The following is a 22715-nucleotide window of genomic DNA, read 5'->3' as shown; positions in this document are numbered from 1 at the left end:
GACCGCTGCAAAAAGTCTCCCTGTTGGCCCTGCCTGCCGCTTGCCCGCGGCGGGCGGGGCTTTTTTGGTTAACGGTTGACGATGTTCTCCCCTGCCCCGGCCAGGAAGGTCTCCAGGTTGCGGGCGGTGATTTCCATCAGGCGCTTGAGGGCCCCGCCGGTGGCCCAGGCCACATGGGGGGTAAAGAGGGTGCGGGGAGCAGTGCGCAGAGGGCTGTCCGCCGGCAGGGGCTCCACCGCAAAGGCATCGGCGGCGTAATAGCCCAGATGTCCGCTGGTCAGGGCCTGGGCCACGGCGGCCTCATCCACCAGGGCGCCCCGGGCAGTGTTCAGCAGAATGGCCCCCGGTTTCATTTTGGCCAGAGCCTCCCCATTCACCAGGCCCCGGGTGACGGGGGTGGCGGGACAATGGAGGCTGACGATATCGCTCTTGGCCAGCAGGGTGTCCAGATCCACAAAGGTCACCCCGTCCTGCGCGTACTCGGGGCGGACGGTGCGGGTCCAGACCAGCACCTCCATCCCGAAGGCCCGGGCCAGGCGGGCGGTCTGGCGGCCGATGTTGCCGTAGCCGCAGACGCCGAAGGTCTTGCCGTACAGCTCCACCTGGGGAAGAATGCCATACCCGGCGGGGATTTCCAGCTGCCAGTAGCCGTCCCGGAGGGCTTTATCCTGCCGTTCGGGGCATTGGCAGATGGCCAGCAGCAGGCTGAAAGCCATCTGGGCCACGCTGTAGGTGGAATAGGCCGGCACGTTGGCCACGCTGACCCCATGCCGGCGGCAGGCCTCCAGGTCCAGATTGTCGGTGCCGGTGGCAATGATCCCCACCCACCGCAGGTTGGGGCATTTGGACAGAATCTCCTCGTCCATCCGGCACTTGTTCAGCACCACCAGCTCGGCGTCCCCGATCCGCTGGGCAATCTGATCGTAGGGGGTGCGGACGTACTCGGTGACATCCGGCACCAGCGCCCGCAGGCCCGACCAGTCCAGGTCCCCCGGTTCCATGACGTAGCTCTCCAAAATAACCAGTTTCATCTTTTGACTTCCCCTCTTGTTGATACGTTGTTATGTTCTGCCTCTCCCGCGGGAGGGGCTGAGCCTCTATGTTTGGGCCGGGATTTACACCGGGCAGAGGGCCAGCGTGGTGACCCCGGCGGTGGTTTCGCTGCCCACCGCCGACCAGCCCCGGCTCAGCAGAGCCGCCAGCCGCGCCCGGTCCGCCAGCGGAACCCACACCGGCTCGGCCCGGTTCATCCCCGGCACCCGGCTGAACAGCCAGCAGGGCGAGAGCCCGTTCAGGGGCCGCAGCGCCCGCAGGACCAGCCCTGCATCCAGATAGGCGGGCAATAAATCCTCGGCGTCGGGTGTGGACTCCAGCACCGCCCACACCGGACCTGCCCCCGCATGGCGGCAGGCCGGCACCAATGCCGCCCCCAAAAGCTCGGGCAGCAGGCTGCGGTCCCCCACCGGCGGAGCCAGCACCGAGCCCCGGCCCAGACCCTGACGGCCCAGAAACTGCCGCAGCGCCGCCGCGGCTTCCACGTCGGCGGTGAGGGGCAGCTCGATCATGGCGGCCAGAGGCTCCCCGCGGGGCCCGCAGACCCCAAAAGCCTGCCCCACCGCCAGCATCCGCAGCACCTCGCTGCGGGGGCGGTACAGGCTGGAGGCCTCCCGCCGGGCCAGCATACAAAATTCCTCGGCCGAAAGGCGGCGCGGCTGCACCGCCGGCTCACAAAGCTGCAACATAATGAATCCGATCCCCTTCCTGCAGGCCGTACGCCTGCACCGGATATTTTACCAGAGAGGACCGGATTCTTTTTGTCAGACGGTGTCGGCGGCGTCCAGGTCGATGTCCTCGCTGAGCACCTGGCCGATGGGCTTGGCGATGCACAGGTCGGCGGAACGGTCGGCCCCGGTGGGCTGCATATTGATCACTACCAAGTGCCGGCCCTGGAAATACCGGATCAGGCCCGCCGCCGGGTAGACCACCAGGCTGGTGCCTCCGATGATGAGGGTATCGGCCCGGCGGATGGCCGCAACGGCCCCCGCCATGGTGGACTCGTCCAGGCATTCCTCATAGAGGACCACGTCGGGCTTGACGATGCCGCCGCAGTCGGTGCACCGGGGCACCCCGGTGCTATTGGCGATGAACTCCACATCGTAGAATTTGCCGCAGCGGACGCAGTAGTTCCGCAGGACGCTGCCGTGGAGCTCATAGACCTTCTGGGAGCCGGCGGCCTGATGCAGTCCGTCGATGTTCTGGGTGACCACCGCTTTCAGCTTGCCTTCCCGCTCCAGTTTGGCCAGCCGGAGATGGGCCGCATTGGGTTTGGCCCCCCGGACAATCATCTTGTTGCGGTAAAAGCGATAGAATTCCTCTGGGTTCTGCTCCCAGAAGGTATGGCTGAGAATGGTCTCGGGCGGGTAGTCGTAGGTCTGGTGGTACAACCCGTCCACGCTGCGGAAATCCGGGATGCCCGACTCGGTGCTGACCCCTGCGCCGCCGAAAAAGACGATGTTTTTACTTTCTGCAAGAATGGCTTCCAGTGCCCTGAGCATAAAACCGCCCCTTTCCAAACAATGTGGTTTGTGCTATGGTAAAAGTATAGCATATTTTCACCAGAAAGGAAGCGGTGTTTTTGGTTCTCTGGCACTGGAACAGTCCCTTTGGCCCCCTCTGTCTGGCCCAGGAGGGGGACGTCCTGGCGGCGGTGAACTTCTGCGCTCCCCTCACCGGGGAGGAAGTCCCCTGCCCCACCCCGCTGCTGGCCGAGGCCCGGCGGCAGCTGGAGGAATATTTTGCGGGCTCCCGCCGGGTGTTTGACCTGCCCCTGGCCCCGAAAGGCACCGCCTTTCAGCGGGCGGTGTGGGAGGCGCTGCAGGCCATCCCCTACGGCGAAACCCGGACCTATGGCCAGATTGCGGCGGCGGTGGGCCGGCCCAAAGCTTCCCGGGCGGTGGGCGGCGCCTGCCACTGCAACCCCATCGGCATCATCATCCCCTGCCACCGGGTGGTGGGCAGCTCGGGCCGCCTCACCGGCTACGCCGGCGGGCTGGACCGCAAGGCCGCTCTGCTGGCCCTGGAACAGCCCAACCCCTGACGCAAAAACAGCGTGCCGTTTTTCTGCGGCACGCTGTTGGTTTTATCGGTCATGCTCTGCGAAGATTTCGCCCAAATCGGCCAGAATGTCGTGGGGAAGCATCCCATACTGACCCAAACGTCCGGCGGTGCGGTCGGCGGCGGCTCCATGGAGCCAGACGGCACAGGCTGCCGCCTCCGGGGCAGGCAGGCCGCAGGCCGCCAGCCCGCTGACCATGCCCGCCAGCACGTCCCCGCTGCCGCCCCGGGAAAGGCCCGCATTGCCGGTGGTGTTCTGCCACAGGCGGCCATCCGGCGCGGCGATCAGGGTGCGGTGGCCCTTCAGCACCAGGGTGCAGCCCCATTGGGCCGCAAAGCGGGTCGCCGTCCCGGCGGGATCGGCGGCAATTTCCGCCATGGTCAGACCGGAGAGGCGGGACATCTCCCCCGGGTGAGGGGTCAAAATCAGGCTGCCCGCCGGGCGGGGCAGGGGTTCCCCGGCCGCCATCAAAGCCGCGGCGGCGTTCAGGCCGTCAGCGTCCAGCACCACCGTTCCCCTGGCCTCTCCCACCAGGCGGCGGACCAGGTTTTGGGTGTGGGTGGTGTTGCCCATGCCGGGGCCCATCAGGAGGACGGCGGCCTTCTGAAGAGCCTGGGACAGGTTGTCCGCCTCCCCGGCGTGGATGCCGCCCTCCTCGCTTTCCCGACAGGGCAGCAGGCAGCATTCGGGCAGGCGGGCGGCCACCGCCGCCAGCACCGGCTCCACCGACGCCAGGGTTACAATACCTGCGCCGGTGCGCAGGGCCCCCTCGGCGGCCAGGCCGGCGGCGCCCCGATAGCGGCGGCTGCCTGCCACCTCCAGCAGGTGGCCGTAGCTGCCCTTATGGCTCTCCTGCGCCCGGGGGGCGATGCAGGAAAAGACGAATTCCTCACAAAGATGCTCCATGGTCACTCCTCCTGGCGGATCAGGGCGCGGATCTCCCGCTCCACCTCATCCACTTCCTCCCGGAACTGACGGGCCGACAACCGGTACGCCCCGTGGCCCAGGATAATCACCTGTTCCATGCCGTCCGAGGTGGCCACCCGGACCCGGCGCTCCCGGCCGATCTCATGGGTGACCCGCTCGATGAACATATCCGCCGTCTCGGCCTCCCGGGTGTAGACCACATGGATGTTGTGGTACTGCTCGATGGAGCCAGGGCTGCCCGGCACCCGGTAGGCGTCAAACACCAGGATCAGCACGCACTGCTTGAACCCCTGATAGTTGCACAGAATGTCCATCAGCTTCTGGCGGGCCGAGGCCAGGTTGTCCCTGGCCAGGGCGGACAAGTCATCCCAGGCAAAAATAATGTTGTAGCCGTCCACCAGCAGATATTCCGGCAGCACCTTCCATTGTTCGGCGTTGAAGTCGGGCCGGTCGTTCTTGACCGGTCGGAAGGCCGCCAGAGGGTCCCGCTTGATGGGGCCATAGGTCTGCTCGAAGATTTTCATCAGCTCGGCGTCGTTTTCCAGGGAGGCCCGGAAGGCCGCCGCCCGCCGCACCGGCTGCGGGTCCTCGGCCCGGGCGGGCTTGGCCTTGCCCCAGCCGCTCTCCACGTGCATATGCTCCCGCACCTTGTCCCAGGGCACCACATACCCGGCGCCGTGGGCGCAGAACACCGAGTCAGCGGGGTTTTCCAGGTCCCGCTCGGGGTCATAGCCCGACGCGGCGATGAGATCGGCGGCGTTGCGGCAGGGGCGGTAGCTGTCGGGGGTGAGGGTCAGGCGGCCCCGGCCATGGGTATAGCCTGCCAGCTCCCGGGGATAACCCCGCAGGCCGCTGACCGGCGCCGAACCCTCCAGAATGGCAGTCTCCCCTTCCTGGTCGGCGGGACCGAAGGTTCCCTCCATCTGCTGGATGTCGTTCATGGCCCGGCCCAGGTTCTGGGCGGGCAGTTCCAGCCGGAAGTGATACCAGGGCTCCAGCAGGACGTTTTTGGTCATCATCAGGCCCTGACGCACCGCCCGCAGCGCCGCCTGGCGGAAGTCGCCGCCCTCGGTGTGCTTGAGGTGGGCCCGGCCGGCGATGAGGGTGATTTTCACGTCGGTGAGGGGCGCGCCGGTGAGGATGCCCCGGTGTTCCTTTTCCTCCAGGTTGGCGATGACCAGCCGCTGCCAGTTCCGGGCCAGAACTTCCTCCCGGCAGTCGATATCGTACTGGATGCCGCTGCCCGGGGGCAGAGGCTCCATCTTCAAATGCACTTCGGCATAGTGGCGCAGGGGCTCATAGTGGCCCACACCCTCCACCGCCTCGGCAATGGTCTCTTTATAAAGGATGCCGCCCTCACCGAAAGTGACGTCCAGCCCGAACCGGCGGGACAGCAGGCTCTGCAGCACTTCCAGCTGAATTTCACCCATCAGCCGAATATGGATCTGGCCCAGAGTCTCATCCCACACCACATGGAGCTCGGGTTCCTCCTCCTCGATGCGGCGGAGGTTGGCCAGGGCGGTATGAACGTCCACTCCCTGGGGCAAAATCACCTGGTAGGTGAGGACCGGTTCCAGCAGGGGGTCCCCGGCATCCCGCTCGGCCCCCAGACCCTCTCCGGGCTTGGCTCCGGTGAGGCCGGTGACGGCGCAGACCTGGCCGGGAACCACCTCATTGGCCAGGGTATACTTGGCTCCCGAATACAGCCGCAGCTGGTCGGCCTTGGCGGACCAGCCCTCTCCCTCGGGGCCGCCGGACAGGGTATCCTTGACTTTCAGGACGCCGCCGGTGACCCGCAGCCAGGTGAGGCGGGCTCCCTGGTCGTCCTGGGAGACCTTGAACACCTTGGCCCCGAAGTGTTCTCCTGCCGGGGCAGGCCGGGTCCAGCGGTCCAGGCCTGCCAGCAGAGCGTCCACCCCATCCACCTTGAGGGCTGAGCCGAACCAGCAGGGAAAGACGTGCCGCCGGGCAATGGCAGTGACGATGTCGGTTTCGGCCAGGGGTTCCCCGGCCAGGTAGGCGTCCATCAAATGTTCATCGCAGAGGGCCAGGGCCTCATTGCGCTGGTCCTCATCGGCGCCGAAATCCACAAAGCCCTCCCCCAGCCGCCGGCGCAGCTGGTCCAGCAGGGCATCCCGGCCGGGGCCGGGCAGGTCCATCTTATTTATAAAGAGGAAGGTAGGCACCCGGCACCGCCGCAGCAGGGACCAGATGGTCTCGGTGTGGCTCTGGACCCCGTCGGGGCCGCTGATGACCAGCACCGCATAGTCCAGCACCTGGACCGTACGCTCGGCCTCTGCCGAGAAATCCACATGGCCCGGCGTATCCAGCCAGGTGATGCAGGCGTTTTCGGTCTCGAACAGGGCCTGTTTGGAAAAAATCGTGATGCCCCGGGCCCGCTCCAGGCTGTCGGTGTCCAGGAAGGCGTCCCGGTGATCCACACGGCCCAGTTTGCGGATGGCCCCGGCCCGGTAGAGCATGGCCTCGGACAGGGTGGTCTTGCCCGAGTCCACGTGGGCCAGCACCCCCACCACCAGGCGCTTTGTCTTGTCTGCCATGGCCGCCCTCCTCACAGAACGCCGGCCAGAAGCCCGATGGCGGTCATGGGGACCCCCAGGATCAGGCTGGACAGCATGCTGCAAAAGGACTTTTCCTCCGGGGACAGCTCGTCAAAGGAGACGATCTTCTCGTCGGCAAAGTCCGCCATGGTGTGGCTGGCGTGGCTGCGGCGCTGTCCGCGTTCCGACGACAGCTTGTCCCGGTCCAGGAAGGGAACCCGGACCCCGTCCAGCCGCAGGTAGCTGAGCCAGGCCCACCCCAGGAAGATCGCCCCCACCGCCAGGCAGGGGGCTTCCCAGATGGTGAAGTGTCCGTCGCTTAAAAAACGTTCCCACAGCAGGCAGACGCACAGGGCGACGGATGCGCGTGTCACCGTTTTATACAGGATCGCGCGGAACATATCCTTTTTATAAATGGAAAAAAGTTTCTTCATGACCAATCGTACCTCATCCTTGGTTTTGCAGCCCGGGCAATGGCCTGCACCACAGCGGCAATGTCTGTATTGTAACACGTTTTGCGCCAAAAAGATAGTCACCCGCCGTCCTGTGCGCCGCGGGCGCACATTTTGTCCTCGTGCATCAAGCACGATTCTTTTGCACATTTTACAGATGCAAGATGAAAGCAGCTCACTCATTTTCACCTTTTTTTCACTCTTTTTCGCCCTGAAGGGGCAATTTGTTGGCCTGAGCGCCGCCTGTTTTCTTGACATCCGCCCTTTATGATGGTAGAATACCTGTGTGTTAAGGATTCTGCGGCGGGGCACAGATACAGACGCTGAGGTCTGTATTTGGGCCTTTTTGTATTCGTTGGCAATACACTGACTCTGCAACCGCCGCAGGAATGGGAACAGGCAAAATCTGCAACTCTTGCCGTGACACGAAGAATAACAGGGAGGATACAACACATGAACGCAAACTATGAACCTCATGCATTTAGCCGCCGCTCCTTTTTGAAGGGCGCAGGCGCTGTGGGCGCCGCTGGTCTGCTGGCCGCATGCGGCAGCTCCAGCTCCACTTCGGGCAGCACCTCGGGCGCTGCTTCGGGCAGCACTGCCACCACCGGCGGCCTGACTGAGGTGTACAGCTACGAGTCCAACGTCCGTGAGATCGAGAGCTGGAACGTCCTGTACAGCCAGAACGCTTCCGACTTCAACGTCCTGACCAACCTGGTGGACGGCCTGCTGAGCGCCGACTGCTACGGCAAGCCCGTGGCCGCCATCGCCGAGAGCTGGGAGCACAACGAGGACGCTTCCGTCTGGACCTTCCACCTGCGCGAGGATGTGGATTGGTGCGACGTCAACGGCGAGGTCAAGGGCCACATCACTTCCAAGGACTTCCTGGTGGGCTCCGAGTGGGTTCTGAACCAGTTCAAGAACTCCGCTTTCAACACCTCCATGCCCCTGCAGACCATCGCAGGCGCTGAGGAGTACTATGAGTACACCGTGGAGCAGGGCGATGCCGCTGCTGACCTGACCTATCAGGACATGCTGGACCACGGCGTGGGCATTGAGGCTCCGGATGATTACACCCTGGTCTTCACCTGCAAGAATCCCTGCCCCTACTTCGACACCGTTGCAGGCTATGTCTGCTTCTACCCCGCTTCGGAGGATCTGATCAACGAGCTGGGTATCGAGGGCTTCCGCGCCGCCACCTACGCTGAGATGTGGTACTGCGGTCCGTACCTGATCGAGGAGTTCGTTCAGTCCAACACCAAGAGCTTCATCCCCAACCCCAACTGGTACGGCGCCAACGACCACAGCCGCTTCGAGCGCGTGGTGGTCACCATGCTGACCGATATGGTCACCGGCTACCAGCTGTACCAGAACCGTGAGCTGGACGAGATCGAGCTGACCGAGTCCACCGTGACCCAGATCCAGAACGATCCCAACAACGAGTTCAACCACCAGCTGTGCGAGCGTCAGCCCAAGAAGTTCAGCTATCAGTTCCACTTCAACTATCAGCGCTTCAACGACGACGGCACTCCCGACGACAACTGGAACAAGGCCATCGCCAACACCGCTTTCCGTCAGTGCTTCATGCAGGGCCTGGATCTGAGCCGTTACTACGCCCGTACCAACCCCATCAACCCCCTGAAGTGCGAGAACGACTACTACACCATGCGCGGCGTCTGCTACAACACCCAGGGTGTTGAGTACACCAGCCTGGTGGGCAAGAAGATGGGCTACGGCGAGTACGACGGCGAGACCATGATCCGTCTGCGCGACAACGGCGGCGACATTTCCGCTCTGAAGAAGCAGGCCATGGAGGAGCTGACCGCCATCGGCGTCACCTTCCCTGTCCACTGCTGGAACTATATCCTGTCCGGCAACACCTCCGCTCAGGACAGCGCTGCCGTCATGAAGCAGGCCTTCACCGACTGCTTCGGCGACGACTTCATCGTCCTGGATGTGGGCGAGTACGTCTCCAGCGTCACCAAGGAGGTCGTCAACGCTCACCGTCACAGCTATATCCAGAACGGCTGGGGCGCTGACTTCGGCGATCCCATCAACTTCCTGGGCCAGGAGACTCTGACCGACGCCAACGCTTACTACAGCTGGAACTACAGCTATATCGCCAAGGTCTTTGAGGAAGGCCCCGCCGACTGGCAGGCTGACCTGATCGCCACCTACCAGGAGTTTGAGCGCCTGGTCCACGAGGCTGACGCCATCGTCGACGACATCGACGCCCGCTACGAGGCCTTTGCCACCGCCGAGGCTTATATGCTGGAGAACTGCCTGACCATGCCGGCTCAGTACGAAGTTCTGCTCTGCCTGACCCACGTCAACGATTACTCCAAGATCAACGCTATGTACGGCATCTGCAACTACAAGTACGTTGACTGGGAGACCTCCGAGGAAGCCTATACCACGGAGCAGTATGAAGAACTCGCGGCTGCTTATGAGGCAGCCATGAAGGCTTAATGCTGAAATACACCGCTAAACGGCTGTTTCAGTCGTTTATCACCATTCTGATCGCCGTTACCGTCGTCTTCCTGCTGCTGCGGATGCTGCCCACGGACTACTACTTCACTGAAGACCAGCTGATGAAGTTCACCCCGGAGCAGAAGAACGCAGCACTGGAAGCCGCCGGTCTTCTGGACCCCATCGGGGAACAGCTGGTCCGCTTTTATGGGCAGTTACTCCACCTGGACTTCGGTACCTCGCGGAGAATTCAAAGCGGCATCGCTGTCACCCGTGTCATCGGCGACCGGTTGGGCGTTTCCCTGCGTCTGGGCGCAATCGCATTCTGCATTTCCTGGGTCTGCGGCATCATCATTGGTGTGGCGCAGGCCGCTTTCAAGGGCAAGTTTGTGGACTGGCTGGGCACGGCGTACACCGTCCTGGTGAACGCCGTCCCGGCGCTGGTCATGTACTCCCTGGTGCTGGTCATCGGCTCCACGGTGTTTGGCATGCCCACGCTGTACTCCACCCGAAACTTGGGGCCGTCCAGCGTGCTGCCGGTCATCTGTCTATCCATGGCTTCCACGGCCAGCTATGCGCTGTGGATGCGCCGTTATATGGTGGACGAGCTGACCCGTGACTATATCAAACTGGCCAAGGTCAAGGGCCTGAGCTACAGCCAGATCATGTTCCGCCACGTGCTGCGCAACGCACTGGTGCCCATGGTCCAGTTCATGCCTCAGTCCCTGCTGCTGACCATCAGCGGCTCGCTGCTGATGGAGCGGTTCTTCTCCGTTCCCGGCATGGGTCCCCTGTTGACCGATGCCATCCAGCGGTACGACACCAGCGTCGTCCAGACTCTGGTCATGTTCTACGCCGCGCTGAGCATCGTGGGCATCTTCCTTGGCGACATTCTGATGATGCTCGTTGACCCGCGCATCACCATCGCAGAGAAAGGGGGCAACCGCTGATGGCAAAAGCATCGGATTTTGCGGGCAAGACCGACGACGAACTGTTTTACGTCGTGGAGTACTCGCCCGAAGAGGCCGAGCGCATCGGTTACTCCAACTATTCCTACTGGGGCTCGGTGTTCCGCAACTTTCTGAAAAACAAGGTTGCAGTGTTTTTCCTGATCCTGTTCCTGGCTCTGGTGGTATTCTCCTTCATCGCACTGGCCATCGGCAAGTACGACTACGCCACTCTGATCCCGGACACTGCGCCGGCTTTCACCAAACCCAACTCGGAGTTCTGGTTTGGTACCGACAACCTGGGCCGTGACTACTGGTGCCAGGTGTGGTACGCCACCCAGATTTCCATCCGCCTGGCCCTGGTCGTGGCCACCGGCGAGTGCATTGTGGGCGTCATCTTCGGTCTGATCTGGGGTTATGTGCGCAAGCTGGACCGGTTGTTCACCGAAATTTACAACCTGTTCGACAGCATTCCCTATATCATCTATATGACCCTGATCGCCCTGATGGTGGGCCAGAGCTTCACCATCATGGCTGTGTCCATGATCTTCATCGGCTGGTTCCAGACGGCGCGCCGGGTGCGCAACATGGTGTTCATGTACCGTGACCGGGAGTACAACCTGGCTTCCCGGTGCCTGGGCACCCCGCTGTGGCGTGTTCTGACCAAGAACATCCTGCCCTACCTGGTGTCGGTCATCATCCTGCAGACGGCGCTGAACATCCCTTACACCATCAACATGGAGTCCACCCTGTCCTATCTGGGCCTGGGCCTGGGCATCGAGACCCCGTCGCTGGGCCTGTTGCTGGCAAAGGTTCGCACCTTCTTCCTGGATTATCCGTACCTGCTGATCTTCCCCGCGTCCATCGTGTCCATCATCTCGGTTTCCTTCTATATCATGGGCAACGCATTCTCGGACGCAGCCGACCCGCGCAATCACGTTTAACAGATGGGAGAGATAAACAACAATGGATAAAAAAGCGATTATCTCTGCCCGTGACGTGGAGATTCAGTTCAGCCTGCGCGGCCGGACGCTGAAGGCTATCCGCAAGTGCTCCCTGGACCTGTACGAAGGCGAGACCCTCGCCATCGTGGGCGAGAGCGGCTCGGGCAAATCGGTCTTTACCAAGACCTTTGTGGGCATGCTGGACGCCAACGGCAAGATCACCGGCGGCAGCATCATGTTTGAAGACCGCGATATGGCCAAGTTCACCGAAAAGGAATGGCTGAATATCCGCGGCAAGAAAATTTCGATGGTCATGCAGGACCCGATGACCAGCCTGAACCCGCTGAAGAAAATCGGCAAGCAGATTCAGGAGAGCATCGAGCTGCACCAGGGCCTGAAGGGCGAAGCCGCCAAGAAGGCCGCCATCGAGATGCTGGGCAAGGTCGGTATCCCCGATCCCGAGCGCCGGTACAATCAGTACCCCCATGAGTTTTCGGGCGGCATGCGGCAGCGCGTGGTCATCGCCATCGCCGCCGCCTGCAAGCCGCAGGTCCTGATCTGCGACGAGCCCACCACCGCGCTGGACGTGACGATTCAGGCGCAGATCCTGCAGCTGATCCGTGATCTGCAGAAGGATCTGGGCATGTCGGTCATCTACATCACCCATGACCTGGGCGTTGTGGCCAACGTGGCCGACCGTGTGGCCGTCATGTACGCCGGCCAGATTGTGGAGTACGGCACCGTGGAGGAGATCTTCTACGACGCATGGCACCCCTACACCTGGGCTCTGCTGCAGGCTCTGCCGCAGCTGGGCGTCAAGGGCGAGGCTCTGCCCACCATCGACGGCACCCCGCCGAACCTCTTCAACGAGATTCACGGCGATGCCTTCGCACCCCGGAACAAGAAGGCTCTGGCCATCGACTTTGTCAAGGAGCCTCCCTTCTTTGAGGTTTCGCCCACCCACGCCGCCAAGACCTGGTATCTGGACCCCCGGGCCCCCAAAGTGGAGCGCCCCCACTCGATCCAGAACCTGCGCAAGAAAATGATGGAGGACCACACCAATGGCTGAGAGAGAAAAGCTCATTGAGATCAAGGACCTCCAGATCTCCTTCGGCTCGGGGCGCAAGAAGTTCGTGGCCGTTGACCACGTCAATTTCGACATCTACAAGGGCGAGACCTTCTCCCTGGTGGGTGAGAGCGGCTCGGGCAAGACCACCATCGGTCGCGCCATCACCCGCATCAATCCCACTTCGGCCGGCGACATCCTGTTCAAGGGCCGCAAGATCAACGGCAAGATCCCCAAGGAGCTGGACCAGGAAGTCATCCGCAAATGCCAGATGATCTTCCAGGACCCCATGGCCTCGCTGAACGAGCGCGCCAAGGTGGAGTATATCATTGCCGAGGGCCTGCTGAACTTCCACCTGTACAAGGACCAGAATGACCTGCACGAAAAGGTTATGGCTGCCCTGCACGAGGTGGGCCTGCTGCCCGAGTTTGCATCCCGTTTCCCCCACGAGTTCTCGGGCGGCCAGCGCCAGCGCATCGGCATTGCCCGTGCTCTGATCATGGAGCCTGAGTTCATCGTGGCAGACGAACCCATCTCGGCGCTGGACGTGTCGATCCGTGCTCAGGTGCTCAACCTGCTGAACAACCTCAAGGCGTCCCGCGGGCTGACCTACCTGTTCATCGCCCACGACCTGTCGGTGGTTCGGTTCATCTCGGACCGCATCGCCGTCATCAGCAAGGGCCGTATCGTGGAGCTGGCCGAGACGGAAGAACTGTTCCGTCATCCGCTGCACCCCTACACCAAAGCCCTGCTGTCGGCTGTGCCCATCCCGGATCCCAGCCTGGAGAAGAAGAAAAAGCTGCTGGTGTATGATCCGTCGATTCACGACTACAGCACCGACAAGCCCGTTTGGCAGGAAATTGCCAATGGTCACTTCGTCTACGGCAACGAGAAGGAGCTGGAGGGTTACCGCAAGGAGTATGAAGCTACCCGCTGATTCCCCTGCCCCCTGAAAGCCTCATAAGCACAAAAAGACCCCGCGGCTTCCGGTGTTCACCGGGAGCTGCGGGGTTTTTGTTGTGCTGCGGCGGACGCCGCCCTCATGGGGCCAGTGGAGGCCCTACAGAGGTTTTTTGCGGGAGGGCATAAACTTTTCCGGGGCCAGGGCAAAGCGCGCAGGACGCCCCCAGGAGGCGCTGTGCGAAGGCTTCCCTGCCCCATGAGGCTTTCGGCTGCTATAACACAGGCCCGGACCGGCAGGTTTTGGCTCCGGACGGTCCCCTGCCCTGCGGGCGGAACCTTCTCACCAAGCACAAAAGAGCCCCGCGGGCGGTGCGTCGCTGGACGCAGGCCTGCGGGGCTCTGTGCTGTGTTTTATGCGGGGATGCGGGACTTTATCAGTTCCGGACGATCAGGCTCTTGCCAGTCATTTCCTTGGGCTGAGGAATGCCCATCAGCTCAAACATGGTGGGAACCAGATCGCTCAGGACGCCGCCCTCCCGGAGGGTGAAGTCGTTGCCTGCGCCGATCACCACACAGGGCACCGGGTTGGTGGTGTGGGCGGTGAAGGGGGTGCCGTCGGGGTTCTTCATCTTGTCGGCGTTGCCGTGGTCGGCGGTGAGGATGACCTTGCCGCCGGCGGCCAGAACTGCGTCGATGACCTTGCCTGCGCACTGGTCCACGGCCTCCACAGCCTTGACAGCGGCATCAAAGACGCCGGTGTGACCCACCATGTCGCAGTTGGCGAAGTTCAGGATGATGACGTCGTACTTGCCGCTCTCAATCCGCTTGACGCACTCCTCGGCAACCTCGGGGGCGCTCATCTCGGGCTTCAGGTCGTAGGTGGCTACCTTGGGGCTGGGGATCACGCAGCGATCCTCGCCGGCAAAGGGCTCCTCGCGGCCGCCGTTGTAGAAGAAGGTGACGTGAGCGTACTTCTCAGTCTCGGCGATGCGCAGCTGGGTCATACCCAGGTCGGAGATATACTGGCCCATGACGTTGGTCAGGTCCACGGGAGGATAAGCCACCTCGCAGTTGGGCACGGTGGCGTCGTACTCGGTCATGCAGACGTAGTGCACCGGGAACCGGCCATAGCGGCGCTCAAAGCCGTCGAAGGCGTCGTCCACAAAGATGCGGGTCATCTGGCGGGCACGGTCGGGGCGGAAGTTGATGAACACCACGGTGTCGCCCTCCGAGACGCGGCCGCCCTCGCAGGTGACGCAGGGCACCACAAACTCGTCGGTCACGCCGTTGGCGTAGCTGCGCTCGATGCATTCCTTCCAGCCGTTGGCCTTCTCGCCCTCGCCGTAGACGAAGGCAGCGTAGGCCTTCTCCTCGCGGTCCCAGTTCTTGTCGCGGTCCATGGCGTAGTAGCGGCCGGTGACGGTGGCAATCTTGCCGATGCCCAGCTTGTCCAGCTCGTTCTGGACGTTCTGCAGGAAGCCCTCACCGTCGTGAGGGTCGGTGTCACGGCCGTCCATGATGGCGTGGACATAGACGTCCTTGGCGCCCATGGCCTTGGCCATCTCCAGCAGGCCGAACAGGTGCTCCTCGTGGCTGTGAACGCCGCCGGTGCCCATCAGGCCCATGAAGTGGATGGCCTTGCCGGCGTCGATGGCGGCCTTCATGTTGCGGACCAGGACGTCGTTCTTCTGCATCTCACCGTCACGGATGGACTTGGTGATGAGGGTCAGCTGCTGGTAGACGATACGGCCGGCACCAATGTTGGTGTGGCCCACCTCCGAGTTGCCCATCTGACCGTCGGGCAGGCCGACGCTCATGCCCGAGGCACCGATGGTGACGTTGGGGCAGGTGGCAAACAGGTGGTCGATATAGGGAGTCTTGGCGGCGACGATGGCGTTGCCATCCACTTCGTCCGGCACCCAGCCGAAGCCGTCAAGGATGCAGAGCATCATGGGTTTCTTTGCCATAGTTTTTTCTTCCTCAGTTTCTATTGATTTGTCCGGGGCTCAGCCCTTGGAAGCAGCGTTGACAATCACTGCAAAGTCGGCAGCCTTCAGGGAGGCGCCGCCGATCAGGCCGCCGTCCACGTTCTTCTTGCTGACCAGCTCCTCGCAGTTCTTGGCGTTCATGCTGCCGCCGTACTGGACGGTGGTAGCCTCGGCCACGGCCTCGCCGTACAGCTCGCCGATGACCTTGCGGATCTGGGCGCAGACCTCCTCGGCCTGGTCCGAGGTAGCGGTCTTGCCGGTGCCGATGGCCCAGACGGGCTCATAGGCGATGACCACGTTGGCCATCTGCTCGGCGGTGACGTCACGCAGAGCAATCTTGGTCTGCATGCGGACCAGCTCCTCGGTGACGCCCTCCTCGCGCTGCTGCAGGCTCTCGCCCACGCAGACGATGACCTTCAGGCCGGCGTTCAGAGCGGCCAGGGTGCGCTTGTTGACGGTCTGGTCGGTCTCTGCGAAGTACTGACGGCGCTCGCTGTGGCCCACGATAACGTACTCCACGCCCAGGTCCACCAGCATGTCGGCGCTGATCTCGCCGGTGAAGGCGCCCGACTTCTCAAAGTGGACGTTCTCGGCGCCCACGTGGATGTTGGTGCCCTTGGTCTTGGCCACGGCGGTCACCAGGTCGGTGAAGGGGGTGCAGATGACCACCTCGCAGGTGGCATCCTTGACGGCGGGGATCAGCTCGTCGATCAGCTGAGCAGCCTCGGTGGCGGTCTTGTTCATCTTCCAGTTGCCGGCGATGATAGCCTTGCGCTTTGCCTTATCCATAATCGTATTCTCCTTGTCTTTCCCAGGGTCGGCCTCCAAAAGCCGCCCAAAAATAAAAGGGCGCGGCGGCGTGTCGCCGCCGCACCCATCACATCTTTGTGAAAAGCGACTGCCTTATGCGTTCTGAATGACCGCGATGCCGGGCAGATCCTTGCCCTCCAGGTACTCCAGGGAGGCGCCGCCGCCGGTGGAGATGTGGGTCATCTTGTCGCCCAGGCCCATCTGCTGGACGGCTGCTGCGCTGTCGCCGCCGCCGATGACGGTGGTAGCCTCGCTCTCAGCCATAGCCTTGGCCACAGCCAGGGTGCCGGCTGCCAGGGTGGGGTTCTCGAACACGCCCATGGGGCCGTTCCAGACGACGGTCTTGGAGGACTTGACGGCGTCGGCGAAGAGCTTCATGGTCTCGGGGCCGATGTCGCAGCCTTCCATGTCGGAGGGCATGTTGGTGACCGGGAAGACAGCGGTCTCAACCGGTGCGTCGATGGGATCGGGGAAAGCCTTGACACAGACGGTGTCGATGGGCAGCAGCAGCTTGACGCCCTTGGCCTTGGCCTTCTCCATCATCTCCTTGCAGTAGTCGATCTTGGAGTCATCGCACAGGCTCTGGCCGATCTCGTAGCCCTGAGCCTTGATGAAGGTGTAAGCCATGCCGCCGCCGATGATCAGGGTATCCACCTTCTCCAGCAGGTTGGAGATGACGTTCAGCTTGTCGGCCACCTTGGCGCCGCCCAGAATGGCGGTGAAGGGACGGACAGGATCGTTCACGGCGTTGCCCAGGTAGCGGATCTCCTTCTCCATCAGGTAGCCAACAGCGGTATCCTTGATGTAGTCGGTGACGCCGGCGGTGGAGCAGTGTGCGCGATGGCAGCTGCCGAAGGCGTCGTCCACGTAAGCGTCAGCCAGGCTGGCCAGCTCCTCCGAGAAGGCGGCCACGTTCTTGGTCTCCTCCTTGCGGAAGCGGGTGTTCTGCAGCAGGACCACGTCGCCGTTGTTCATGGCAGCGACAGCGGCCTTGGCGTTCTCGCCCACGACGTTGTCGTCGTCAGCGAAGACAACTTCCTTGCCCAGCTTGGCGCTCAGAGCCTTGGCGACGGGGGCCAGGCTGAACTTGGCCTCGGGGCCGTTCTTGGGTTTGCCCAGGTGGCTGCACAGGATCACCTTTGCGCCATCGTTCACCAGCTTCTGGATGGTGGGCATGGCCGCATTGATGCGGTTCTCATTGGTGATGACGCCGTCCTTCATGGGGACGTTGAAGTCGCAGCGGACAAGAACCTTCTTGCCGCAGTAATTCTGATCGTCGATGGTCTTCTTACCTAAACCCATTGTTCTAAACTCCTCTCAAATCCTTTTATTTGCCTGAAGTGAGTTTTGTCATCGTCGGGTCTCCCCGTGGATAGTTCTATTATATACAATTCAGCGGCCCAAAGCAAGCAGTTCTTTGATAATTCATTGGCAAACATGCTCCAATGGAGCAAAAAAATGCATTCTGGGTGCTTTTGGGAAAAACAGACTTGTCAAGAACGGAGCTCCGGGTCTATAATAGGCTCAAGCAGCCGGCTCCACATCCAGCGTGTCGGACGAACGACACACGCACCGCAAAACCGCGCGCTCAGCCTTACGGCCCTACCTCCTGCCGGGAATGTCCTGTCGGTGGCCGGCCTGTATGTGGATGCTGACCGGGCCGGCGGCGAAACCGAATATTGACAGGCTGGCATACAAAGGAGGAACACTTGTATGGATAAACCCGTTCTGGTCGTACTGGCTGCCGGTATGGGCAGCCGCTACGGCGGCATGAAGCAGCTGGACCCGGTTGGTCCTTCCGGGCAGCTGATCATCGACTATTCGATTTTTGACGCCCGCCGGGCCGGCTTTGAGAAGGTCATCTTCATCATCCGGCAGGAATTCGAGGCGGATTTCCGCAAGGCCATCGGGGACCGTCTGTCCCGCCTGATGGAGGCGGAGTACGCCTATCAGTCCCTGGACGACCTGCCCGCCCCCTACACCGCCCCCGAGGGCCGCACCAAGCCCTTCGGCACCGGCCAGGCGGTGCTCAGCGCCCGGAATCTGATTCACGGACCCTTCGCCGTCATCAACTCGGACGACTACTACGGCCCCGAGGCCTTCCGCGTGATGTATGAGTACCTGTCCACCCACGCCGACACCCAGCAGTACCAGTACTGCATGGTGGGCTACCAGGTCAAGAACACCGTCACCGAGAACGGCAGCGTCTCCCGCGGCGTCTGCGTCGTGGGCAGCGATGGGATGCTGGAGAGCGTCACCGAGCGGACCAAGATCGTCCAGGACAAGGACGGCGTCATCCGCTACGCCGACGGGGACAGCTGGGTGGATCTGCCCGGCGACACCCTGGTGAGCATGGGCATCTGGGGCCTGACCGCCAGCTTCATGCAGGAGGCACAGGACCGGTTCTCCGGCTTCCTGGCCGAGAGCCTGCCCAAGGATCCCATGAAGTGCGAGTACTTCCTGCCCACCATCATCTCCGATCTGATCGGTGAGGGCAAGGCCCAGGTTCGGATGCTCCACAGCACCGACAAGTGGTACGGCGTCACCTATCGGGAGGATAAGCCCGGGGTCATGGCCGCTCTGGCCCGTCTGACCGAGGAGGGCCTCTACCCCGTTCAGTTCTAACCTTTTCACTCCATAAAAAATACCGCGCATCCCTCACCGTCCGGCGGCGGGAGATGCGCGGTTTTCTTTTTGTCTTGTTCAGCCCTGGCGGGAGGCCAGAATTTCCTCACAGCTGAGGCCGTATTTGCGGGCGATGTCCTTGGCGTAGCTGAGGCCGTCGGGGGTGGCGCGGATCACCCGATAGCTGCGGGTGCCGTCGGCGATGTTCTCCATCTGGGCCACCAGGTTGTCAATGCAGCCGGTGCGGCCGGGGGTAGCGTTGAAGCGGTCCACCTCCTGGGTCAGCTCGTGGATATGGGTCACATAGACCCCGCCGCAGCCCATCACCGCAATGGCCGACAGCACTTCCCCGGCGATATAACCGCCCTCCAGCAGGCTGGTGGAGCTGAAGCTCTCGTCCATCAGCAGCAGGTCCTCCCCCGTCAGCAGGTGGAGAATCTGGCTCATCCGGGCGCACTCGCTCTCCAGGCGGCCCTTGCCGTAGTTGTCCTCGTCCGAGGTGGGAAAGTGGGTGAAGATACACCGGACCGGGCTCATGACCGCCTCTTTGGCGGGGACCAGCAGGCCCAGCTGAAAGAGGGCCTGGGCCATCCCCACCGAGTAGCAGAAAATGGATTTGCCGCCGTGGTTGGGGCCGGTGACCAGGTAAAAGCGGCCTTTAGCGTCATAGCCAAAGTCATTGGCCACCACCGTCCCCTTGTCCTCGCTGCGGAGAACCAGCATGGGGTTGTAGACGTCTTTCAGGTGGAGGGCTTTTTCCTCCATGGGGCGGATAGTGGGGCGGCAGAGGGCGCAGCCCTGGCTTTTCAGTTCCAGCAAAAAGCTGACCGCCGCCGACAGGAACCGGAAATCATCCAGCAGCCCGATGAAAAAGGCGGTTTCGTCCCGGAAATACTGGTCGATGACCGGCTCCCAGCTGCGGATGGTGCGGGCAAAAGCGGTGTCCAGCGCCCGGCAGACCGCCTGGTCCAGGGCGTGTTTCTCCTCCTCCCGGGCGGTCTTGGCCAGGTTGGCAAAACCCGAGATACAGACCATGGGGTCCTTTTTATCCCGGCCCAGCAGCTTGTCCAGGACGCTGCCCTGACGGTATTTGTCGGTGTTCAAAGCCAGCAGGCCCACGTCGGTGACCCGCAGGGTGCCGTCCAGGTTGATGCCCAGGGCGATGCTCTTGATATGGCCGATCTGGTATTCGGTCTGTTCCAGCTGGCGGGTCAGGGCCTGGTAGGAATCGCTGGTGCGCCGTTTTTCCACCTCCTGCCGCAGGGCGCTAAAGCCCGCGCTCCGGATGGGGGCCGACGCCAGGCGGCTGTGGAACAGTTCCACCAGTTCTAGGTAAATCTCCAGGTACCGCACCGAGGCCAGGCTGCTCTCCACAGAGGAAGAGGAACTGTTCAGGACTTTGCGCATCTCGGCGGCGTCCCGCAGCATGGGCAGGGCGTCCCGGATCAAATCCCGCAGGTCCTGGCTGGCCACCAGGTCCGCCACCACGTCCAGCCGCCAGGCCAGGACGTCGGTGTCGGTGGTGTAAAACTGTTCCAGGCGCAGGTCGGGCAGGCCCCGCCAGCTCTCCCGCCGCACCGAGACCATCTGGTCAATCTGGAGGGTGTGGAAAAAGCTGGAATCGGGCAGCGCGGCCCCTCTGGCTGGCTTATGCGGCGGATACAACAGGCGGAAACTCTCCCGCCCGGCGACCTGCGGTCCCTCTGGCATACAATCGCCCCTTCCCTGGAAATGTGGAGATAATCTTATTAAACTCTTTTAACCAACAAATGTCCAGCCTGCGGGGAAAATAAAGTGCGGGGCGGCCCGGACGGATTGGCCGGATGGAGCCTGCGATTTTCCCCGGCGCCCGCCTAAAACAGCGGCACGGCAAGCAAAAAGGGGCCGCCAGCCCGAAAGCTGGCGGCCCCTGATAAGCCCTTTGGAGTACCCTCAGTACTTAGCAGTTCTCAGCGAAGTACTTGATGGTGCGGACCATCTGAGAGGTGTAGGAGTTCTCGTTGTCGTACCAAGACACGACCTGAACCTGATAGGTGTCGTCGTCGATCTTAGCGACCATGGTCTGGGTAGCGTCGAACAGAGAGCCGTAACGCATGCCGATGACGTCGGAAGAAACGATCTGGTCCTCGTTGTAGCCGAAGGACTCAGAAGCAGCAGCCTTCATAGCGGCGTTGATGGCTTCCTTGGTGACGTCCTTGCCCTTGACAACAGCCACCAGGATGGTGGTGGAGCCGGTGGGAACGGGCACACGCTGAGCAGAGCCGATCAGCTTGCCGTTCAGCTCGGGGATGACCAGGCCGATGGCCTTGGCAGCGCCGGTGCTGTTGGGAACGATGTTCTGAGCGCCAGCACGTGCACGGCGCAGATCGCCCTTGCGCTGGGGGCCGTCCAGGATCATCTGGTCGCCGGTGTAAGCATGAACGGTGGTCATGATGCCGGAGACAACGGGGAAGGCCTTGTTCAGGGTGTCGGCCATGGGAGCCAGGCAGTTGGTGGTGCAGGAAGCAGCGGAGATGACCTTGTCCTCAGCGGTCAGGGTCTTCTCGTTGACGGAGTAGACGATGGTCTTCAGGTCGTTGCCGGCGGGAGCAGAGATGACGACCTTCTTAGCGCCAGCCTCGATGTGAGCCATGCTCTTATCCTTGCTGGTGTAGAAGCCGGTGCACTCCAGAACGACATCGACGTTCAGCTCGCCCCAGGGGCAATCCTTAGCGTCCTTAATGGCGTAGATCTTGATCTCCTTGCCATCGACAACGATGGAGTCCTCGGTGGAAGAAACGGTGTGCTTGTTCTCGCCGATCTTGCCGCAGAAGGAGCCCTGAGCGGTGTCGTACTTCAGCAGGTGAGCCAGCATCTTGGGGCTGGTCAGATCGTTGATAGCGACAACCTCGTAACCCTCAGCGTCGAACATCTGACGGAAAGCCAGGCGGCCAATGCGGCCAAAACCATTGATAGCAACTCTTACAGCCATTTTATATACCTCCTAAAATTTTTACCCTTTGAAATAGGATAAATCTCACGGTGTCTTTATTATAGACCAAAAACGCCAAACCTTCAAGTGCCCGACAAAGAAATAACAAGCGGTTTTTCGTTTTTATAGATTTTATATCATTTCACTCAAACGTTTTTAGTACTTTTGGCAAATCAGCCCGCCGCGTGGGAGCCTTTGCTGTGGGGGGACGGCGCGGCGCACAGCACCGCGCAGACGCCGCCCAAAAGGCCGATGGCGGCCAGAGCCCAGTCCCCCGGGCCGGCGGTCCACAGGACGCACCGGGGCAGCTGCCAGCACAGGCACAGGCAGAAAGCCAGCAGCCCATAGCCCCCCAGCGCCCGGCCGTCGGCCGCATCGGGCAGGCAGAGCGCCCGCAGCAAAGCCGCCAGGAACAGCAGGGCGGCCAGCTGCTGCCAGACCGCCGAGGTGGGGACGGTGCGGTGCCAGCTGGAGCCGTTGGTCATAAAGCTCAGGAGAATCTCCCACACAAAGAGCAGGCTTCCCGCCACGCCGAACCAGGCCGGAGGCGGATTTTTGCGGGGCGCGGCCAGCCAGCCCACCCCCAGATACCCCAGCCAGGCCCCGCAGGCCAGAGCCAGGACGCTTTCCACTGCCGCGGCCACACCGGCGGCTCCCAGCAGGCCGGCGATCCCCTGCCACAGGCAGAGGACAGCCCCCGCCAGAGCGGGCAGGGCAGCCAGAGGCTGGCGGCGGTTCAGGGGCGCCGGGCTGCCGCCGGCAAGCCGTCCCACCAGAAGGGCGGCCGCCGCGAACACGGCCAGCACCAGATACCGCTGCCACACGGCCCCCGCGGTCACCAGGCCGGTCTCAGGGTCGGTCCAGAGGGCAAGGTCCGCCCAGCGGATGCCGCAGAACACCGCCCCCGCGGCCAGGTATGCCATTACCTTTGCTTTCATCT

General features: G+C 62.4%; 20 protein-coding genes. 8 read left to right on the top strand and 12 right to left on the bottom strand.

Features of this window, described 5'->3' with window-relative positions; genetic code table 11:
* Nucleotides 1-68 precede the first annotated feature (68 nt).
* The 3 genes from B5E67_RS02785 to B5E67_RS02775 form a co-directional block, all read right to left on the bottom strand.
* On the bottom strand, nt 69-1031 hold the full coding sequence (locus B5E67_RS02785; protein ID WP_087382635.1) for a D-2-hydroxyacid dehydrogenase: 963 nt from the start codon (nt 1029-1031) through the stop codon (nt 69-71).
* Between the two features lie 84 nt (nt 1032-1115).
* The gene (locus B5E67_RS02780) at nt 1116-1742 is read right to left on the bottom strand and encodes a hypothetical protein (protein WP_087382632.1); all 627 of its coding nucleotides are present in this window, start codon (nt 1740-1742) and stop codon (nt 1116-1118) included.
* Between the two features lie 75 nt (nt 1743-1817).
* Nucleotides 1818-2555, bottom strand: coding sequence for an NAD-dependent protein deacylase (locus B5E67_RS02775; protein ID WP_087382628.1), 738 nt, complete (start codon nt 2553-2555; stop codon nt 1818-1820).
* Between the two features lie 80 nt (nt 2556-2635).
* On the opposite strand from B5E67_RS02775, the gene B5E67_RS02770 reads away from it, so the two are divergent.
* Nucleotides 2636-3097 carry a methylated-DNA--[protein]-cysteine S-methyltransferase gene (locus tag B5E67_RS02770; RefSeq protein WP_087382626.1) on the top strand — a complete coding sequence of 154 codons (462 nt, stop codon included), beginning with the start codon at nt 2636-2638 and terminating at the stop codon, nt 3095-3097.
* Between the two features lie 42 nt (nt 3098-3139).
* On the opposite strand, the gene B5E67_RS02765 is transcribed toward B5E67_RS02770, so the two are convergent.
* Genes B5E67_RS02765 through B5E67_RS02755 form a run of 3 tightly spaced genes read right to left on the bottom strand, consistent with a single transcriptional unit; the run spans nt 3140 to nt 7034 of the window.
* Nucleotides 3140-4021 carry an NAD(P)H-hydrate dehydratase gene (locus B5E67_RS02765; protein ID WP_087382623.1) on the bottom strand — a complete coding sequence of 294 codons (882 nt, stop codon included), beginning with the start codon at nt 4019-4021 and terminating at the stop codon, nt 3140-3142.
* Between the two features lie 2 nt (nt 4022-4023).
* Nucleotides 4024-6600, bottom strand: coding sequence for a TetM/TetW/TetO/TetS family tetracycline resistance ribosomal protection protein (locus B5E67_RS02760; RefSeq protein WP_087382620.1), 2577 nt, complete (start codon nt 6598-6600; stop codon nt 4024-4026).
* An 11-nt stretch (nt 6601-6611) separates the two neighbouring features.
* Nucleotides 6612-7034, bottom strand: coding sequence for a hypothetical protein (locus tag B5E67_RS02755; RefSeq protein ID WP_087245439.1), 423 nt, complete (start codon nt 7032-7034; stop codon nt 6612-6614).
* Here B5E67_RS02755 and B5E67_RS15385 point away from each other — a divergent pair.
* From B5E67_RS15385 to B5E67_RS02730, 6 genes are all read left to right on the top strand, one after another.
* Complete coding sequence (locus B5E67_RS15385) at nt 7033-7323, top strand: hypothetical protein (RefSeq protein ID WP_143405373.1); 291 nt, start codon at nt 7033-7035, stop codon at nt 7321-7323. The two genes, B5E67_RS02755 and B5E67_RS15385, sit on opposite strands and share 2 nt — an antisense overlap.
* 182 nt (nt 7324-7505) lie before the next feature.
* The gene (locus tag B5E67_RS02750) at nt 7506-9521 is read left to right on the top strand and encodes an ABC transporter substrate-binding protein (protein WP_087382617.1); all 2016 of its coding nucleotides are present in this window, start codon (nt 7506-7508) and stop codon (nt 9519-9521) included.
* The gene (locus B5E67_RS02745; protein WP_087382614.1) at nt 9521-10471 is read left to right on the top strand and encodes an ABC transporter permease; all 951 of its coding nucleotides are present in this window, start codon (nt 9521-9523) and stop codon (nt 10469-10471) included. The genes B5E67_RS02750 and B5E67_RS02745 overlap by 1 nt, the downstream gene beginning before the upstream one ends.
* The gene (locus tag B5E67_RS02740) at nt 10471-11412 is read left to right on the top strand and encodes an ABC transporter permease (protein WP_087366404.1); all 942 of its coding nucleotides are present in this window, start codon (nt 10471-10473) and stop codon (nt 11410-11412) included. Before B5E67_RS02745 ends, B5E67_RS02740 begins: the two co-directional genes overlap by 1 nt.
* Nucleotides 11413-11434: 22 nt before the next feature.
* The gene (locus tag B5E67_RS02735; RefSeq protein WP_087245432.1) at nt 11435-12481 is read left to right on the top strand and encodes an ABC transporter ATP-binding protein; all 1047 of its coding nucleotides are present in this window, start codon (nt 11435-11437) and stop codon (nt 12479-12481) included.
* Nucleotides 12474-13415, top strand: coding sequence for an ATP-binding cassette domain-containing protein (locus B5E67_RS02730; protein ID WP_087245429.1), 942 nt, complete (start codon nt 12474-12476; stop codon nt 13413-13415). The genes B5E67_RS02735 and B5E67_RS02730 overlap by 8 nt, the downstream gene beginning before the upstream one ends.
* A 400-nt stretch (nt 13416-13815) precedes the next feature.
* Here the strand turns inward: B5E67_RS02730 and gpmI are convergent, their stop codons facing one another.
* The 3 genes from gpmI to B5E67_RS02715 form a co-directional block, all read right to left on the bottom strand.
* Entirely contained in the window at nt 13816-15348 is a 1533-nt protein-coding gene (gene gpmI, locus B5E67_RS02725) for a 2,3-bisphosphoglycerate-independent phosphoglycerate mutase (RefSeq protein ID WP_087382611.1), read from the bottom strand.
* Nucleotides 15349-15387: 39 nt separating this feature from the next.
* A complete protein-coding gene (gene tpiA, locus B5E67_RS02720; protein WP_087245425.1) occupies nt 15388-16158 on the bottom strand; it encodes a triose-phosphate isomerase in 771 nt (256 codons plus the stop codon).
* 114 nt (nt 16159-16272) lie between these two features.
* Nucleotides 16273-17481: a phosphoglycerate kinase gene (locus tag B5E67_RS02715; protein WP_087245423.1), complete on the bottom strand. Its 1209-nt coding sequence runs from the start codon at nt 17479-17481 to the stop codon at nt 16273-16275.
* Nucleotides 17482-17892: 411 nt separating this feature from the next.
* On the opposite strand from B5E67_RS02715, the gene B5E67_RS02710 reads away from it, so the two are divergent.
* The gene (locus tag B5E67_RS02710; protein ID WP_087382608.1) at nt 17893-18804 is read left to right on the top strand and encodes a sugar phosphate nucleotidyltransferase; all 912 of its coding nucleotides are present in this window, start codon (nt 17893-17895) and stop codon (nt 18802-18804) included.
* Nucleotides 18805-18882: 78 nt separating this feature from the next.
* On the opposite strand, the gene B5E67_RS02705 is transcribed toward B5E67_RS02710, so the two are convergent.
* From B5E67_RS02705 to B5E67_RS02695, 3 genes are all read right to left on the bottom strand, one after another.
* Nucleotides 18883-20514: a hypothetical protein gene (locus B5E67_RS02705; RefSeq protein ID WP_143405372.1), complete on the bottom strand. Its 1632-nt coding sequence runs from the start codon at nt 20512-20514 to the stop codon at nt 18883-18885.
* Nucleotides 20515-20743: 229 nt separating this feature from the next.
* Nucleotides 20744-21775 (bottom strand): type I glyceraldehyde-3-phosphate dehydrogenase, encoded by a 1032-nt coding sequence (gap, locus tag B5E67_RS02700; RefSeq protein WP_087245417.1) that lies wholly within the window; start codon nt 21773-21775, stop codon nt 20744-20746.
* Between the two features lie 173 nt (nt 21776-21948).
* Nucleotides 21949-22713: a hypothetical protein gene (locus tag B5E67_RS02695; RefSeq protein WP_087245415.1), complete on the bottom strand. Its 765-nt coding sequence runs from the start codon at nt 22711-22713 to the stop codon at nt 21949-21951.
* Nucleotides 22714-22715 lie beyond the last annotated feature (2 nt).

It is taken from the genome of Faecalibacterium sp. An122 (genome assembly GCF_002160895.1).
In the GTDB taxonomy this organism is placed as follows: domain Bacteria; phylum Bacillota; class Clostridia; order Oscillospirales; family Ruminococcaceae; genus Faecalibacterium.
Note: the sequence above shows the minus strand (reverse complement) of the source record. Positions and strands in the feature narration are given on the sequence as shown.